We start from the raw sequence: 15,846 nt of genomic DNA, 5'->3' as shown, positions 1-15,846 counted from the left end.
AGTGCCACTACCCTACAACCAGCCGTTATCGTGCGCGATACGGGCCGCTTCGTAGCGATTGCTGGCCTGGGTCTTGGCGATGAGGTGCGACTGGTGATTGCGAACCGTATCCTGGCTGAGATGTAGTTGCTTCGCGATCGTCGCAGTATCGGCTCCGTTGATAACCAAGCGCGCCACGTCCACTTCCCGGTCAGTTAAAGGGCATTCCGGAACCGCCAGAAATTTGGTTGCCAGTATCGGATCAATGACCCGTAGTCCCGAATGCACCCGCCGGATCGCCTCCGCTAGTTGTTCTGGCGGCGTGTCTTTCACGACAAAACCATCCGCACCGGCGGCGAAGGCTTTACGTAGGTACCCGGGCCGTGCAAAGGTGGTGACGATGATGGCTTTGCAGACCGGACGATCGCGTTTTAATTCCGCCACTGCCTCAATTCCGCTCATTCCCGGCATTTCAATGTCTACCAATGCAACATCAATCTGGTGTTCCTGTGCCAGAGGAGTAACCTCAGCACCAGTTCCTGCTTCGGCCACCACCGTCATGTCTGGTTCCAGGTTTAACAGCGCAACCAAAGCACCCCGAACTAATGCCTGATCGTCAGCTACCAGAATCCGCATCATCAACCTGTCTTTCCGTCGCTGTAGCAAACGCTACCTCCAGCCGAGTAGCACCGGGGCGAGACGTCATCGCGAATGTGCCGCCAGATTCCACCACCCGCTGTTCCAGGGCGAAAAGCCCGCCTCCCATTATGGCATCGGGCACACAAAAGCCTATTCCATCATCCGTGATAACCAGTCGATTCGGCGTAATGTCGACAGTGACCGCGGTCGCCTGCGAATGGCGCACAATATTCGTGCCAGCCTCCCGTAACGCCCAACTGAAAACCGTTGCAGCCACCGGTTCTAACGGGCTCGCCGCATCATGGACGGTTAGGTTGATGTTCGCGGTGTCTAGGGCGCGTCGAAAAGCAAGCAACTCACCGGCGAAATCTGGTTGCCGCATTCGGGTAACCGTCGAACGAACTTCCGCCAAACCGGTACGCGAAAGCTGGGCGATCTCCTGCATCTCGTCTCGGGCGCGTGCCGGATCTACGTCGACGGAACGAGCGGCCAGTTCCGCCTTGAGGTTAATCACGGTCAAGGTATGACCTAAAACGTCGTGGACGTCTCGGGCTATAGCTTCTCGCTGGTGAACCAATTGTAATTCCGCAGTAAGTTCGCGTTTATTCGCGGACCAAATATCGACCAAGGCAAGTCCGAAAATCAATCCTGGTAATACAACGGTGATTAGCAGGAAGTATTCAATGTATTCCGGTTTCGCCAGCACCGCGAAAACCGTCGCCAACGCGGAGGTAAGCGCCACGCATAGCCCGGCGATGCGCGGTTTCAGATTGAAGGAAAAATACGCCGTCATGAAAGGTGTGAAACTCACCGCCGCTACACCAACCACCGGGAGCACGCACAGAATCAGCCCGAATAAAATCACCGCATAAAGCGTTATTTGCCAGCTTCGACGCCAATGTGCGGGATACACACCAATAGCACCGCAAGCGAAAAAATAGCTGGCAGAAAACAACAAGAACACGACGACGGTATACACCATCGTAGGTAGCGGCAGCCGCGCGGTGGTCTCCCACATCGCGACTGCAAGAAACGGCAACCAAATTCCGGCGTAGGCGGCTGCCTCCATGGAGAATCGGCTGCCTGGTTTCATCATCGATTTCGATCCCGTCTGGATAGGATCACCGCCACTACCACAAAGATTACTGACCATACCGCCAGATTAACCCCGGCCATCCACATGGGTATCGATTCGTCGAAACCGGAGTCCAGCACGTGGGTGTTTTCTGCTACTGGATACCTGGCTAGCATCGCCGCGCCGAACATGGGGGTAAAGACCGCCCAATTAAGCAGGGTTTTCGACAGCGGCATCAACAGGTTTCCGGCAAAGCCGAGCAAGACGACGGTGGTTGCGGCCACACCGATGGTGGTCGGGGTAAGGAACCAACTGCGCCCAAATAAGGCCATAGAAACCGAACGGTACGCTAACCGCCCAGGTGATGACGAACGCGGTGAGCCAACCAATGCCATCAATCTGCGCGCCGGTGAGGTAGCCGGTGATGAATACCGCGAGCACCGGAAACAGGCTAAAGAGCAAAACAGCTATCGCTTGGGCGATGATGTGTGTGCTCATCGATAGCGGCGTGGTACCTAGCATCCGGCCCCAACCGGAAAAATGATCAACCACGGACATCGCAGAGGTACTGACAGCCGCCGTTACCCCACCGTAGAGCGCTATTCCGACCAGAATATAGGCGCTGGCGGTGCCGTGGCTTAGCCGCGTAGCGCCGTAATCTGGCGCCGCGCCGATCACCAGGTACATGATGACCGGAAGTCCGATGGAGAAAAAGACATTTGCCTTATCCTTAAACGGCCGGGCGATGGATAACAGAACATAGTCGCGGTTCTTAGTCATTGCTTCCCTCCAATTCCGCAAAAATTTCGTCCAGGCTGGTGGCATAAATTCGCAAATTCGACACCCCTGGTTGGGCTAGCAGAAACCGCGCCGCCGCGTCCGAATCGCTTGTCAGCAGCCGGTATGTGTCCCCCATCTGGGTGATAGATAGCGCCGCGGTGTGCTTTTCGACGGCTTCCAGGTCGACCCCAGTACCGCTAGCCTTAAATTCCACCGTTACCCGGCCTTCTAATCCGAAAACCGAATGCGGTGTGCCGTCTCCTACGACTTTTCCATTGCTCAGCAAAATCACCCGGTGGGCGAAGTCCTCTGCTTCTTTCAGATAATGGGTGGAAAACACGATGGTGGTGCCGTTTTGGGCGATCTGGTGCAGCATCGACCACAACCGGAACCGACTGGCCGGATCCATGCCGCTAGTAGGTTCGTCGAGGATCAGCAAGGCAGGCTGTCCGATCAACGCCAGCGCCAATTTCAGGCGCTGTTGTTCACCACCAGAGCACTTCGAGATTTTGCGGTCCGCAATCGAGACGAGATCGCAAAACTCCAGTGCTTGTTCCACCGGCATGGGGTTGTCATACACCGAGGCGACCATGCGGATAACGGAGCGGACCGTCTCATTAGGCAAAAGACCGCCGGTTTGCAGCATCGTACCCACCAGGCCTTGGGCTACCGCCTGGCGGGGTGGCAACCCAAACATCCACACTTCCCCCGCCGTCGGCGAGGTCAGGCCAACGATCATATCCATCAGCGTGGTCTTACCCGCACCGTTTTTGCCAAGAACCGCGACTACTTCCTTCTGGCGAATCTCTAGGTCCACCCCCGCGACCGCGACAACGGAACCGCCCTTGAAGGTTTTTTCCAGGGCGCAAGCCGAGACCGCAGCTGGTTGGGAACCATCACGTATTGTTTTTTCCATAACCCTAATCTCAATCGATTTTTAAATCCGATACACATAACAAAGGTCACAATCTACCCATGATTATTGTCATGGGTAGATTGTGACCAAAAGCTAGGCCAACCAAGCCAAATGCTGGTTAAATGTTTGTCCCCAATTCAATGCCTAACCCAGGGACAGAGTTGATCAGATCCCGGGTATATTCCTGCTGCGCGTTGCTAAAGATCTCATTGGTTTCGCCACGCTCAACCAATTTACCTTTCTGCATCACCGCAACTTCGTCGGCGGTCTGGCGCACCACCGCGAGATCGTGGGTGATAAACAAGTAACTCAAATTGAGTTCAGATTGGAGGTCCGCCAGCAATTGCAGAATCTGGTTCTGCACCAACACATCCAAGGCGGAGACGGCTTCGTCTAGTACGACCACCTCGGGTTTCAGCGCCAACGCACGTGCCACCGCGATTCGTTGCCGCTGCCCACCGGAAAGCTCATTGGGGTACCGGCGCATAGCCGAACGCGGCATAGCCACCATGTCCAGTAGCTCAGCCACCCATGCCTCGCGTTCTTTGCGGTTGCCGACCTTATGCACCACAAGCGGCTCTTCAATACACCGGTAAATGGAATACATTGGATCCAAGGAACCATACGGATTTTGGAAGACCACCTGTAGTTTGCGGCGCATGTCAAACAATTGCTTTTCGTTTAACGTCGACAGGTCGGTGCCCTTGTAGTAGACCTTGCCACTGGTGGGATCAAGCAAGTTCAAAATCATATTCGCCACTGTGGATTTGCCCGAACCGGATTCACCCACTAGCGCCAGCGTAGTGCCTTTTTTCAAGCCGAAACTGACGTTATCGACGGCGGTAAACTCGCTCTTTTCTCCACGGCTGCCACGAACATTAAACACCCGCGTGAGGTTTTCCACCCGGATAATCTCTTCCGCGTTCAGATTATGATCGTGTGATAGTAATTCCGAAGACTCAATGCCTTTTTCCGTAGCCGACTGAATACGCGCGGATGCCAGCGACGGCGCAGCTTTGACTAACCGTTGGGTATACGGGTGCTGGGGGTTACGCAGAATATCCAGGCTCGGCCCGGATTCCACTACCCGACCCCGGTGCATCACCACCAGGTGTTCGGCCCGCTCGGCGGCCAAGCCCAGGTCATGGGTGATAAACAGCACTGCGGTTCCTAATTCGGCGGTGAGGTGCTCCAGGTGATCCAAAATCCGCTTCTGCACCGTCACATCCAGGGCGGAGGTCGGTTCGTCGGCGATCAAGAGCTTCGGTCGTGCCGCTAAACCCATAGCGATCAACGCTCGTTGCCGCATACCGCCGGAAAACTCATGCGGGTATTGCTTCGCGCGCCTGTTAGCATCCGGTAAACCTGCTTCTTCAAGCAGGTCGGCTACCCGGGCATCCATCTGCGGCTTCGGCACGATGTTATTGGCTCGCAGTGACTCTTTAATCTGGGTCCCCACCCGCCACACTGGATTGAGGTTACTCATAGGGTCTTGAGGGACCAGCCCGATCTGGGAGCCCCGGTACTCGACCATTTGTTTCTCGTCGAGGGCGGCGAGGTCGGTGCCGTTGAAAAGTATCCGGCCGCCAGTCACTTTTCCGGTGCCAGGCAAAAGCCCGATGATAGACATCGCAGTGGTGGATTTACCAGAGCCTGATTCCCCCACAATTGCCACCGACTGGCCGGGATAAATGGTGAGGTTAACACCACGCACCGCATCAACTGTTCCGGTGGAAGATTGGAAAGAAATTTTCAAATCCTTAAGTTCCAACAGTGGCTTTACCGTGGCGGTAGTCGGAAGGGTAGTATCAGTCATTTTTCTCATTCGCCCCTTCTACTTCGTTTTCCGGGATTTAGGATCAAGTGCATCGCGGACAACATCACCCATCATGATGAAGCTCAGCACCGTTGTGCCAAGAGCAAGCGCGGGATAGAACAGCACCATCGGATTTGAACGTAGCGATGCTTGGCCTTTGGCGATATCGCCGCCCCAGGAAACAATTGTGGTCGGCAAACCAATTCCTAGGAAAGATAGTGTGGCTTCGGCAACAATGAAGGTACCCAACGCCACCGTGGCATACACGATAATCGGTGCTGCCGCATTGGGCAGAATGTGATGGCTAAGGATTTGCCATTTCGATGCCCCTACGGCGCGCGCAGCGGTGACAAATTCTTCGTTTTTAGTTGATAGCACCGCACCACGGGTAATGCGAGCGATATTTGTCCACCCGAACATCGCTAGAACGATAACCACGGTCATGATCGTGCGGTGTTCTTTGAATACCTGCATGACGACGATCGCGGCCAGTACCAGCGGAACCGCGTAGAACACGTCCGTGATTCGGGAAAGCAGCCCGTCTAAGAACCCGCCGAAATACCCAGCGAGAGCCCCGATCATGGTGCCGATAATGACGACTGCGATGGAGGTAAGCAGCCCCACTGATACCGATGCACGTGCCCCATAGACCATCCGGGAATAGATATCGCAGCCTTGCCGATCAAATCCAAATGGGTGGCCAGCTTCGGCACCTGCCAGTGATTTAGAAAGCTGACAGAACCGAGGGTCGGTGGAGGTAAATAATTGCGGAAATAACGCCAACGATACAGCTAACAAAATCAGTGCAGCGGAGATCCAAAATAGCGGCCGCTTGCGTAGATAGCGCCACGCTTCACCCCATACGCTGGTGGGAGCGGATTCGTCCGCAACCGCATCTACTGCGCCAAGTCCGGTTTCGTCCGTCTCCGCAATGTAGCGTTCTTGGCCTGGAAGAACCATTTTCTTCTCATCTTTATGCATAGCGAATCCTTGGATCAAGAATGGCGTAGAGCAAGTCCACGATCAAGTTTGCGATGATATAAACAATCACCAACACTGTGGTAAAGGACACGACGGTGGTCGGTTCGCCTTTGAGAATTGCTTGATAGATAGCGCCACCCACACCGTTGATTCCGAAGATGCCTTCCGTGACGATAGCGCCGCCCATGAGTGCACCGAGATCAGAGCCTAAGAACGTGGCTACTGGAATAAGCGAATTTCGTAGCACATGCCTACGGGTCACCGAGCCGTTGGTCATGCCCTTGGCACGCGCGGTGCGAACGAAATCAGCTTGAAGGTTTTCGCTCACCGATTGGCGCGTTAACCGCACTACATAGGCGAACGACAGGGCGCCGAGCACGATGGCGGGCATGAGCAATGCGGTAAATGTTTCGTTAGCACCCACGGTGACCGGGAGCAGCCGCCACTTCACACCAATAAAAAACTGGAATACGAAACCGATAACGAAAGATGGTACGGCGATCACGATCAGCGAGGTAACCAAAACGGTGCTGTCGAAAATCCCACCCCGGCGAATACCCGCGATCACTCCGAAGATCATGCCGAAAACCGCTTCGAAGATGAGTGCCATGACCGCTAGTTTGATGGTGACGGGGAACGCGTTAGCCATCGCTTCTGCCACGGGTCGACCAGAGAACGTGGTACCAAAATCAAGGGTGAACACACCTTTGATATAGAGCAGATACTGGATGATGAATGGTTTATCCAGATTGTATTCTGCCGTGATGCGAGCACGTGCCGCATCCGTGAGACCGCGGTCGCCACCGAGGGCTTCCACCGGGTCACCTGGCATGAGGAATACCAAGGCGTAGAGTAAGAGCGTCGCTCCAAAGAACACTGGGATCATTTGAAGCAAGCGCCGCCCAACATAGCGCAACATATCTTTAGGTTCCTTATCTACTTACATCTACTACGTTCCTCACGCAAGCGAACCCCGCGTGACTAAACCACACGGGGTTGCTAAACGGAGATCATAGTTTACCAGCAGATTCTTCTACTTCTTGGTGATCTCGTGATACTCCGGCTGGCCCTTCCAGGAGAAGATGACGTTTTCGACATTCTCCGAGAACCCACCGACCGTATTTGCGTACCAGGTTGGGATAGCTGGCAGGTCCTCCAGCAATACTTCTTGGGCTTCGAGATAAGAATTGAATCCTTCCTCAACAGTCTTTGCGCCGTCGCCTTGATTGATCAACTCATCAAACTTTGCAGACGAGTAGTCGCCGTCATTGGAGCTAGCATTGGTTGCATACAGCGGTGCCAGGAAGTTCGCCAACGACGGGTAGTCGGCCTGCCAACCCGTGCGGAATGCACTGCCGATGGTGCGGTTGGTGACATCGTCACGCAACGACTTGAAATCCGGGTATGGGTTGCCTATCGCTTCGATTCCTAGGTTGTTCTTGATCTGGTTTGCCACCGCATCGACCCATGCCTGGTGACCACCATCGGCGTTGTATGCGATGGAGAATTCACCGGTGAACTTGGACATTTCGTCAGCCTTAGCCCATAGTTCCTTGGCCTTTTCTGGGTTGAACTCCAAAACCGAGGCGCCCTTGAGCTGGTCGGTATGTCCTGGGATAACTGGCGAGGTGAAGTCAGTAGCTGGGGTACGAGTGCCCTGGAAGATGGTGTCCGTGATCTCCTTGCGGTCGATCGCCATGGAGATTGCTTGACGACGCAGCTTGCCCTCTTCACCGGAGAAGTGCTCAAGTTTTTCCGGAATGGTGAAGGACTGGAATACAGCGGATGGCTGGTTGACAGCACGATCGCCGAGTTCAGACTCATAGGTAGCGAATGCGGTGTCTGGAACCGCATCCAGAACATCAAGATTTCCCGAAAGCAGATCAGCATATGCTGCATCGAAGTTGGAGTAGAAAACGAACTTTATGCCGTCGTTTTGTGCTTTACGTGGACCGTCATAGTTCTCATTAGGAACTAGAAGAGCAGACTCATTGTGGTTCCACTCTGCAAGTTTGTATGGGCCATTGCCGTTGGGCTTTTCCCCGAAACTATCCATGTCTTCTAATGCCTCAGGTGGCAGTGGGAAGAAGGCGGAGTAGCCAAGGCGGGTTGGGAAGTCAGACTCAGGTTGAGCCAATTCGATGGTGAAGGTCTTATCGTCGACGACCTTTAGGCCTTCCATCTCTTTCTTTCCCTCTTCATAGCCCAGGATTGGCTCGAAGAAGTAGTTGGACAGCAGTGCCTTTTCCACTGCGTGGTTCCATGTATTGACAAAATGCTCGGCTTTAATTGGAGTGCCGTCTGCGAAGGTACTACCCTCTTTAATAGTGACCTTGTAGGTCTTGTCGCCTTCAAGCTCAATGGATTCAGCGAGCTCATTGTGCACTTTGCCATCCGCATCGTAGTAAACGAGCCCAGAGTAGATCGATTCGATGATCCGGCCGCCACCGTTTTCGTTGGTGTTTGCTGGGATTAGTGGATTCTGCGGCTCGGACCCATTAGCTATCACGTAATTTGCATTAGATGCATCGGCGCCAGTGCCATTGCCAGAGGTGGAATCAGAAGAACAAGCAGCCAAGCTCAGTGCTACGGCCGCCGCCGTTCCTACGGCAAGAGTCTTCTTAAAAGTCATTAAACGACCTCCATCTACATATAAATGAAACATTTTGTACGGCATTGACCCAATACCAATACTCGCAATGAATACTATCGTGTGATCTAGCCCATGAATACCCGGTGATATGCAAAGGGGATCACAATCAAGGATCGTCGACAAGCAAAACCTGCAAAAACCCGCCATTAACTGGAACTATCCAGACACTCAACCCCCAGCAACCGCAGCACATCAGCAGCTAATTGGGGGTAAGTTTTAGCACCCCCATGCTGCAGGCCTTTCGACAGGAAAACACCTCATGCCGCCCTAACAACCGCCGATTGCAACGATGAGAAAAACCTAATGGCTTACTTATCCCCAGCAAGAAACGCACGCCATGGTTACCGCTCACACCGACCCACGTGACGGTCTCCCCTATTCGTAGGCATCAATAATTCCGGACACGCGTAGCCATGCCAGAATTTCTGCGGCGTACCCGACAGCAGACACACTTTCCATATCCATATACAACAGTGGATACATATTATTCCCTAGCACGATCCGGCTTGGACGCATACCCGTTCGCCGGTGCGCTTCGCCCTCTAAACCGCTTGGTTTTAGCCCGTCACCGCCCGCGAAGAACTCGCGCGGGTTAAGCCACAGTTGGTAAAATTCGGCATCCGACTCAGCAACCAACTGCCCTACTTCCTGCATATGCTGGAGTTCCTGCTCCGCCCACCGCCGCCAGTTTAGCGCGTAGTCCGGGTCGCGCCGCAACGCGCGTTGTTTCCGCAACTGCTCATCGCCGGAAATGATGATCGCCGCCACATCCTCGGTTCGACGGCTCGCGGCGGCTAATGCGGCGTTACTGAGACACCCTGACCCTTCAATGATGAGATTGTCGCTGCTAAGCGCATTCCACTGCGCCGGTTGGTTATGTTCCCAGTCCCACCGGTAAAAGCCCGACCGGGCCATGGACAGCACGTCACGTGCAACAATGTCGGTTCCCTTACGCAGCCCATCCCAACCAGGGTAAAAATCATCAAGGTGCACCACATCGAGATCCGGCATTTCCCGGCGCAACCCATGGTGCAAGTACGCCGCGAGGGTGGTTTTCCCAGCACCGGACGGGCCGTCGATGAACAAAATCATGAATTTACGTACCTAAGAATCGGAAGGTTCCCACCGCTATCGCCAACGCGATGGAGGAACAAGAAATGAAGAAACATAAAGCAATAAGCACGTTCTCTGCCCTCCCCCAGGTCGATTCCCGCGCCCACGTCCGCTCCGGAAAGCGGCCGAAGCCACGTGCTTCCATCGCGGTGGCTAGCTTCGCACCGCGCCGAAGAGCCAGGACCAAAAGCGCGAATGTCATGGTGATAGCGCGCCGGATGCGGCCGTGCCCGTCAAGTCCGCGCACCCGCCGCGCCCGCCGCATGGCGTCCCAGTCGCGTCTGAATAAACTAACCAGCCGGGCGGCAGCGACTGCGCCGATGACAAATCGGGGCGGCAGTTTGAGTTTTTGACTAAGACCATCGCCCAACTCGGTGGGGTCAATGTTTCCGAGCAGGACAACCACTGGCAAGCCAATGGCAAGTACCCGCACCATGATGGCTATGGCAAGTTCGACGGAGTTTTCGGTGACATGGGCAAATAGAAAAGAGAAATACTCCTTGCCTTCCGGACGCCCATACAATGCCATGGAGATTCCAGATATTGGGGTTGCAATGAATATGGGAATACCGCGACGGAAAAGCTTCGCCCAGCTTATTCCGAATAACGGTGCGGCGATGATAGTGGCAGCAAGCGTAGTTGCAGCAGACACCACATCAACGCTGATAATCAGCGGCGTGGTCAGTGCTATAAGTGCAAGTATTCGGGCGACCGGGTTAAAACTGTCGAGAGTGCGTATCATTGGCTGCCCCGAGGGTTGAGGTGAAGGTGATTATCAGACATGGCTGACACAAAAAGCTCATCATGGCTGATTGAAACGACAGTGGTACCGGCTTCGCTTAGTTGCCTAAGCAGCTGCACCAGCTCGATAAATGTGGTGCGGTCTTGACCGAAGGTGGGCTCGTCAAGAAATACGATACTTGGTGCCAGCACCAAAGTGGTGGCGACCGATAGGCGCCGTTTTTGTCCACCAGAAAGTGTGAATGGATTAGCCGCACTAAGGTGATCAAGTCGCAACCTACTGAGGATTTCTTGCGATTTGTCCTCGGCTTCGGCTTTATCCATCCCCAAAACCACAGCGGATGTGGTGAGTTCCTCTAGGACGGTCCGAGCGACGAATTGATGCTCAGGATCTTGGAATACGTAGCCCATGCGGGTGGCTAGTTCCCGGGAACTCCACCGATCCGGTTGCGGCCCAAGCGGTGCGGCAATGCTCTCGGCTATGGCAATATCGCCCGAATGAAGCGGCAGCAGACCACACATGCTAAGCAAAAGGGTTGTTTTACCTGCCCCATTGGGCCCGGTTATCACTGTGGATACCCCAGCGGGAATCGTGGCGGTTATCGGGAAATGCGGGTTAAGCGGGGTATTCCACCCGGTAACTACGTCGGTGAGGGTAATTGCAGCTTCACTTGTCGACGCCTCCGCCACCGCCACCGAACCAGGTACATGGGAAAACTCCGGGTCGAAACCGGGTACCCAAATACCAGCTTCGGCCAGTTCTTTGCCGTGTTCAGAAACAACGGTGGCCAGGGGGGCGTCGAAAAGCACGCTGGAACCGGAATCCGCATCGGCCAAAACCACGCATCGCTCAACCACCGACTGCCAGGTAGCAACCCGATGTTCGACGATAATTATTGTGGCGTTGGTGTGGTAAGCAACATGCTCAACTGCTGCCACAACTTCCGCCACTCCAGCGGGATCCAGATTGGCGGTGGGTTCATCCAAAACGAGGATCTCCGCCCCCATGGCGAGCACCCCAGCTAAGGCAAGTCGTTGTTTCTGCCCACCGGAAAGTTCCGCGGTGGGGTGATCCAACGGCAGATCCAACCCCACCAACGCAAGGCTTTCCGTTACCCGCTGCCAGATTTCATCGCGCGCAATATTGAGGTTTTCGCAGCCAAACGCCACGTCATCCCCCACACGCGAAGCAATGACCTGCGAATCCGGGTCTTGCAACACCATCCCCACAGTTCCAGATACCTCAAGGCGACCGGAACTATCGCCGTCCTCAGCGCCCAACACCCCAGCAATTGCCGCGAGTAGGGTTGACTTACCGGAACCTGAGGTACCCAGCATGAGTATCTTTTCGCCTGGGGCGATACTGAGATTGACATTACTCAGCGCCGGTTTCCGGCGGGACGCATGCCGGTAACTAAAGTCACGTGCAGAAATGTGCATTGATATTCGCAGCGTAGCTTATTTTAGGCTATACCAGGTCGCGGGATTGGCGCCCCACTGCAAAGCGATCCAATGCGCCGGTTGCTGCCAAAGCTTGAACCAAGAAATATCCAAGAACACCCGCAAGAATGGCACCGGAGACCGACATTGATACCAGGTATGTGATGTTAAACAGCAACGATTTGGCGATATTGGCGCTCAACACCAATTCCAGCAGAAAGGCGCCAAGCCCTGCACCAATTCCGGCTAGAGCTGCGATTTGGATACCAAAGCGCCGATAGAGGAATAACGCGAAGATTAGTTCAGCACCCAGCCCCTGGGCCAGGCCCGAATACAGGGTGGAAATACCCCACTGGTTACCAATAGTTGCCGAAACAGTAGCTGCAATTAACTCGACGTATAGCGCCGCACCCGGCTTGCGGATAACCAAGCCACCAACAACACCGCCAATCAGCCAAATTCCTACTGCAATGCCACCCAAGCCGGGGGTAAGCGCATTAGCTGCCTCGTACCAGGCGCCGCCGATGGAATTCCATACCCAGAAAATCAAGCCGATGGCGACACCAAGAACCGATGCGATAATGATGTCGATTACGCGCCATGAATAGTTAGCGCGTGGTTCATTGGTGGTGGAATTATTAGTACTCATGTGTTTTCTCCCTAGCGCCGGTATTAACCGGATCAGGTTCTGACGATTCAACGCACCGCGTTCTTCATAATCAAACTGGCGTTGTCTCAGCTCACCTTAAATAGTGGTTTAAAGAAGCGGGTGAGCACTCGTGCATACGTTTTAAGTTACATCTGACAAGCATGCATAACATACATAAGAACTCTAAGATGTCATGCGGTAGATAGGTTACAACTTGTCAGAAGGTTATCCAATTCGGGTGCTCAGAATATCTAAAACCAAACGGTGGGCTGGCAGCTCCATGTCAAGCCGTCGTCCCATTCGAATAACAGCCCCGACCTGGGCATCTAATTCGTTAGCTTTGCCTGCCATGATGTCGCGCTGCATGGAGCTGGTTGCGTCTGGGGATTGAGCATCGGCAAAATTCAACGTGTCTGCCACTATCGTCGCTGGTAATTCAACTCCGTGAGCACGTGCAGTACGTTCAACTTCTTCCATGAGGTGCCGAAGACTGTCGCGGTAACGCGTACGTAGAATCCCCAGCGGCTTAGCAAACACAGCGCCAAGCGCACCAAAAGGCGAAACGAACATCGCTTTTGCCCACACATCAGCCATTATGTCAGGCGCGATAGTGGTGGTTATCGGCGTCGCCTTGAAAGCTGCGGCAATGCGTTCGACTATTTGTGCCGTTGCCGGGTGGATACTGCCAATGGTCAACGATTGGATGTTACCGTCGTGTTCGGTAATTCCTGGTGCGACGTTATGGAGAAAGGCGCGCACCACCCCAGGAATCACCCGATCAGCTCCGTATTTTTCCACCGCCAACGTGGGTAATTCGACGGAATTTTGAGTGGTGAGTATAACGGCATCACCAGGAAGCTGTGGCGGCAAATCAACCGATCCGATGGTTTTCGTTGCAAAGATGACTAGATCGGCCGCGACATCGTTGAGCTTTTCGACGACTTCCACGCTTACGTACGTACTGCCCTGCGGCCCCCGCAATTCCACCGGATGTGTTTCCAGGCGGTGTTTCGTCTCGCCTCGGGCAACAAATGTCACGTCTGCCCCACTGGCTTTGAGCCATCCGCCGTACCATGTGCCCACTGCACCTGCCCCAAATACAACGACCTTCATGTTCCCTATTAAAACAAATTTTCCCGCTTAGCTTGGCCGCTTGGCTAAGATAAAACAACGAAACAATCCAACATGATGGTGAGGTACAAAATGGCCGGTGGACTAGCAGCATTGCTTGACGACATTGCCTTAATTGCTAAAACCGCGTCTGCCAGCGTCGACGATGTCGCCGCCGCAGCGGCAAAGACGTCAGCTAAAGCAGCCGGTGTTGTTATCGACGACGCTGCTGTAACCCCTCGGTTTGTCGAAGGTGTCAGTCCGGCACGAGAGCTACCTATTATTTGGCGCATCGCCAAGGGGTCATTATTTAACAAATTAGTCATCATCTTGCCAGTGGCACTGCTACTTAATGCACTCGCACCGTGGGCGCTGACACCAATCCTCATGATCGGTGGTGCCTATTTGAGCTTTGAGGGTGCGGAAAAAGTCTGGGAGCTCATTTCTGGGCATCACCATGAAGCGGAAGAAGATGCCGCCGCCAAAGACGAGAACACTTTGGTGCGCGGTGCGATCACCACAGATTTGATTCTCTCGGCTGAAATCATGGTGATTTCCTTAAATGAGGTAGCGGACCAAAGCATATGGATGGAAGCGGCCGTCTTGATCGCGGTAGCACTTGGCGTAACACTTTTGGTCTACGGCGCAGTGGGGCTGTTGGTGAAGATGGACGATGTTGGACTCAAGCTTGCCGCAACGGGATCTACCGCCTCGCAAAAGTTTGGCCGTGGCTTGGTTACCGCAATGCCAAAGGTATTAAGCGTTATTTCCTTCATTGGTATGTTCGCCATGTTGTGGGTTGGCGGACACATCCTCCTGGTAGGAACCAACGAACTAGGCTTCGAACCGCTCTACCACTTCGTGCATTCCATTTCGCACTCCGTCGAACACCTCGGAGGTTTCGTGGTGTGGTTGATTGATACGTTCTTCTCGTTAATCTTCGGCCTGATCGTGGGCGGAATCATCGTGGCTATCCTGCACCTGATCCCACGGAAAAAGAAGGACGCTGCGCACTAACAATAATCTGGAGCTATTCCCCTTATACCGTCTGCCATAGTGGTTTGAGGGGAACGCTATTTATGGAGCTAATCTCAAGTTACCCGTCATTCGCTTCATAGTCTTGCTTGCCCCAAGCAACGTTGTCACCCCGAGAATTGTACACAACGGTCGGTAAAGTTTTCGATTCCACGCACTGAATTCTTCCGCATCTGAAACATCACCTACTACTTTAAGGGTGAGGGTGCTTGGCGATAATTCCCAAGTCAACAGTGCGGATGCTATCGCTTTTCGTGTGTAGACAACAGGTGCCTTTCACCAAGCGCTCCACCGGTGACTACCCCAGCAACAATTAGCCCTCCGGCAACAGCTCAGGGCACGATCGGAGAAGGAACAATGTGGGTGCTACCGTCTACCACCCGTGCAAGTTGCTCTTTGTCTTGTGTCGGCCAGTAGGATCCAGTTGCCCAGACTGCATGTAGAACCCCTGCCGCAGCTAAGCTGGTCCAGGCGATAACTCTGATCAACATAGATTTCACCACTTCTGATTCGTGGGTCAATTACCCCTGATTGCGGCCCCAACCTACCACAGAAAAATACGCTTTAAACAAGTATTTTGTATTACTTATGATGATAGGAGGAAGCCGATTATGTGTGCATATGCCAAATAAACAAGCAAGGCTTTTCCCACCCGCAACCAGCCACCACGGGACACCGATTAATTGAATCGAATGTGTATCCCCCTCCAAAGCCACTAGACTATGATGTGTGCCTTAGTGAACGGGAATGCCGATGAAAATTCGGCAGCGGACCTCGCCACTGTAAGTACCAGATTTTAAAAAATCACAGAAGTTTGCTGCGCCACTGGGTTGTCATTACCTGGGAAGGCTAGTAAAACGCAATCGGTACGAAGCCAGGAGACCGGCTAGGACACGGCTAACTGACAATGTACTTGCGA

The 15,846-nt window shown here is 53.8% G+C and carries 15 protein-coding genes and 2 riboswitches; of the genes, 1 reads left to right on the top strand and 14 read right to left on the bottom strand.

What is annotated here, in order from left to right:
- Positions 1–12: 12 nt before the first annotated feature.
- The 14 genes from CMUST_RS05730 to CMUST_RS05670 all read right to left on the bottom strand — a co-directional run bounded on the left by CMUST_RS05730 (position 13) and on the right by CMUST_RS05670 (position 13,895).
- A complete protein-coding gene (locus CMUST_RS05730) occupies positions 13–618 on the bottom strand; it encodes a response regulator transcription factor (RefSeq protein ID WP_047261705.1) in 606 nt (201 codons plus the stop codon).
- On the bottom strand, positions 596–1,714 hold the full coding sequence (locus tag CMUST_RS05725; RefSeq protein ID WP_052844553.1) for a sensor histidine kinase: 1,119 nt from the start codon (positions 1,712–1,714) through the stop codon (positions 596–598). Before CMUST_RS05725 ends, CMUST_RS05730 begins: the two co-directional genes overlap by 23 nt.
- Positions 1,711–1,929 carry a hypothetical protein gene (locus CMUST_RS17020; protein WP_052844552.1) on the bottom strand — a complete coding sequence of 73 codons (219 nt, stop codon included), beginning with the start codon at positions 1,927–1,929 and terminating at the stop codon, positions 1,711–1,713. The genes CMUST_RS05725 and CMUST_RS17020 overlap by 4 nt, the downstream gene beginning before the upstream one ends.
- Complete coding sequence (locus CMUST_RS05720; RefSeq protein WP_052844551.1) at positions 1,904–2,473, bottom strand: hypothetical protein; 570 nt, start codon at positions 2,471–2,473, stop codon at positions 1,904–1,906. Before CMUST_RS05720 ends, CMUST_RS17020 begins: the two co-directional genes overlap by 26 nt.
- Entirely contained in the window at positions 2,466–3,389 is a 924-nt protein-coding gene (locus tag CMUST_RS05715) for an ABC transporter ATP-binding protein (RefSeq protein ID WP_047261704.1), read from the bottom strand. Before CMUST_RS05715 ends, CMUST_RS05720 begins: the two co-directional genes overlap by 8 nt.
- A 118-nt stretch (positions 3,390–3,507) precedes the next feature.
- A complete protein-coding gene (locus CMUST_RS05710) occupies positions 3,508–5,205 on the bottom strand; it encodes a dipeptide ABC transporter ATP-binding protein (protein WP_047261703.1) in 1,698 nt (565 codons plus the stop codon).
- Positions 5,206–5,223: 18 nt separating this feature from the next.
- The gene (locus CMUST_RS05705) at positions 5,224–6,186 is read right to left on the bottom strand and encodes an ABC transporter permease (RefSeq protein ID WP_047261702.1); all 963 of its coding nucleotides are present in this window, start codon (positions 6,184–6,186) and stop codon (positions 5,224–5,226) included.
- A complete protein-coding gene (locus CMUST_RS05700) occupies positions 6,179–7,105 on the bottom strand; it encodes an ABC transporter permease (RefSeq protein ID WP_047261701.1) in 927 nt (308 codons plus the stop codon). The genes CMUST_RS05705 and CMUST_RS05700 overlap by 8 nt, the downstream gene beginning before the upstream one ends.
- Positions 7,106–7,219: 114 nt before the next feature.
- On the bottom strand, positions 7,220–8,818 hold the full coding sequence (locus CMUST_RS05695) for a peptide ABC transporter substrate-binding protein (RefSeq protein ID WP_047261700.1): 1,599 nt from the start codon (positions 8,816–8,818) through the stop codon (positions 7,220–7,222).
- A gap of 396 nt (positions 8,819–9,214) precedes the next feature.
- Positions 9,215–9,931, bottom strand: a complete 717-nt coding sequence (locus tag CMUST_RS16945) for a nucleoside/nucleotide kinase family protein (protein ID WP_052844550.1) — start codon at positions 9,929–9,931, stop codon at positions 9,215–9,217.
- Between the two features lie 4 nt (positions 9,932–9,935).
- Complete coding sequence (locus tag CMUST_RS05685; protein ID WP_047261699.1) at positions 9,936–10,694, bottom strand: energy-coupling factor transporter transmembrane component T family protein; 759 nt, start codon at positions 10,692–10,694, stop codon at positions 9,936–9,938.
- Positions 10,691–12,139, bottom strand: a complete 1,449-nt coding sequence (locus CMUST_RS05680; RefSeq protein ID WP_047261698.1) for an ABC transporter ATP-binding protein — start codon at positions 12,137–12,139, stop codon at positions 10,691–10,693. Before CMUST_RS05680 ends, CMUST_RS05685 begins: the two co-directional genes overlap by 4 nt.
- Before the next feature lie 22 nt (positions 12,140–12,161).
- Complete coding sequence (locus CMUST_RS05675) at positions 12,162–12,782, bottom strand: ECF transporter S component (RefSeq protein ID WP_047261697.1); 621 nt, start codon at positions 12,780–12,782, stop codon at positions 12,162–12,164.
- A riboswitch (TPP riboswitch) is annotated at positions 12,774–12,924 on the bottom strand. Its footprint overlaps the gene before it by 9 nt.
- An 83-nt stretch (positions 12,925–13,007) precedes the next feature.
- Positions 13,008–13,895, bottom strand: coding sequence for a 2-dehydropantoate 2-reductase (locus CMUST_RS05670; protein ID WP_047261696.1), 888 nt, complete (start codon positions 13,893–13,895; stop codon positions 13,008–13,010).
- 90 nt (positions 13,896–13,985) lie between these two features.
- Between CMUST_RS05670 and CMUST_RS05665 the strand changes: the two genes are divergently transcribed.
- Complete coding sequence (locus CMUST_RS05665) at positions 13,986–14,909, top strand: DUF808 domain-containing protein (RefSeq protein WP_047261695.1); 924 nt, start codon at positions 13,986–13,988, stop codon at positions 14,907–14,909.
- Positions 14,910–15,645: 736 nt separating this feature from the next.
- Positions 15,646–15,832, top strand: a riboswitch (cobalamin riboswitch).
- Positions 15,833–15,846 lie beyond the last annotated feature (14 nt).

The organism is Corynebacterium mustelae (assembly GCF_001020985.1).
Lineage (GTDB): Bacteria > Actinomycetota > Actinomycetes > Mycobacteriales > Mycobacteriaceae > Corynebacterium > Corynebacterium mustelae.
Note: the sequence above shows the minus strand (reverse complement) of the source record. Positions and strands in the feature narration are given on the sequence as shown.

What these genes read in the sequence shown, in the direction of transcription:
- CMUST_RS05670 (WP_047261696.1), bottom strand. Translation starts at nt 13,895, where the DNA reads ATGAAGGTCGTTGTATTTGGGGCAGGTGCAGTGGGCACATGGTACGGC.
- CMUST_RS05725 (WP_052844553.1), bottom strand. Translation starts at nt 1,714, where the DNA reads ATGATGAAACCAGGCAGCCGATTCTCCATGGAGGCAGCCGCCTACGCC.
- CMUST_RS05730 (WP_047261705.1), bottom strand. Translation starts at nt 618, where the DNA reads ATGATGCGGATTCTGGTAGCTGACGATCAGGCATTAGTTCGGGGTGCT.
- CMUST_RS05675 (WP_047261697.1), bottom strand. Translation starts at nt 12,782, where the DNA reads ATGAGTACTAATAATTCCACCACCAATGAACCACGCGCTAACTATTCA.
- CMUST_RS05665 (WP_047261695.1), top strand. Translation starts at nt 13,986, where the DNA reads ATGGCCGGTGGACTAGCAGCATTGCTTGACGACATTGCCTTAATTGCT.
- CMUST_RS16945 (WP_052844550.1), bottom strand. Translation starts at nt 9,931, where the DNA reads ATGATTTTGTTCATCGACGGCCCGTCCGGTGCTGGGAAAACCACCCTC.
- CMUST_RS17020 (WP_052844552.1), bottom strand. Translation starts at nt 1,929, where the DNA reads ATGCCGCTGTCGAAAACCCTGCTTAATTGGGCGGTCTTTACCCCCATG.
- CMUST_RS05695 (WP_047261700.1), bottom strand. Translation starts at nt 8,818, where the DNA reads ATGACTTTTAAGAAGACTCTTGCCGTAGGAACGGCGGCGGCCGTAGCA.
- CMUST_RS05700 (WP_047261701.1), bottom strand. Translation starts at nt 7,105, where the DNA reads ATGTTGCGCTATGTTGGGCGGCGCTTGCTTCAAATGATCCCAGTGTTC.
- CMUST_RS05715 (WP_047261704.1), bottom strand. Translation starts at nt 3,389, where the DNA reads ATGGAAAAAACAATACGTGATGGTTCCCAACCAGCTGCGGTCTCGGCT.
- CMUST_RS05685 (WP_047261699.1), bottom strand. Translation starts at nt 10,694, where the DNA reads ATGATACGCACTCTCGACAGTTTTAACCCGGTCGCCCGAATACTTGCA.
- CMUST_RS05705 (WP_047261702.1), bottom strand. Translation starts at nt 6,186, where the DNA reads ATGCATAAAGATGAGAAGAAAATGGTTCTTCCAGGCCAAGAACGCTAC.
- CMUST_RS05720 (WP_052844551.1), bottom strand. Translation starts at nt 2,473, where the DNA reads ATGACTAAGAACCGCGACTATGTTCTGTTATCCATCGCCCGGCCGTTT.
- CMUST_RS05710 (WP_047261703.1), bottom strand. Translation starts at nt 5,205, where the DNA reads ATGACTGATACTACCCTTCCGACTACCGCCACGGTAAAGCCACTGTTG.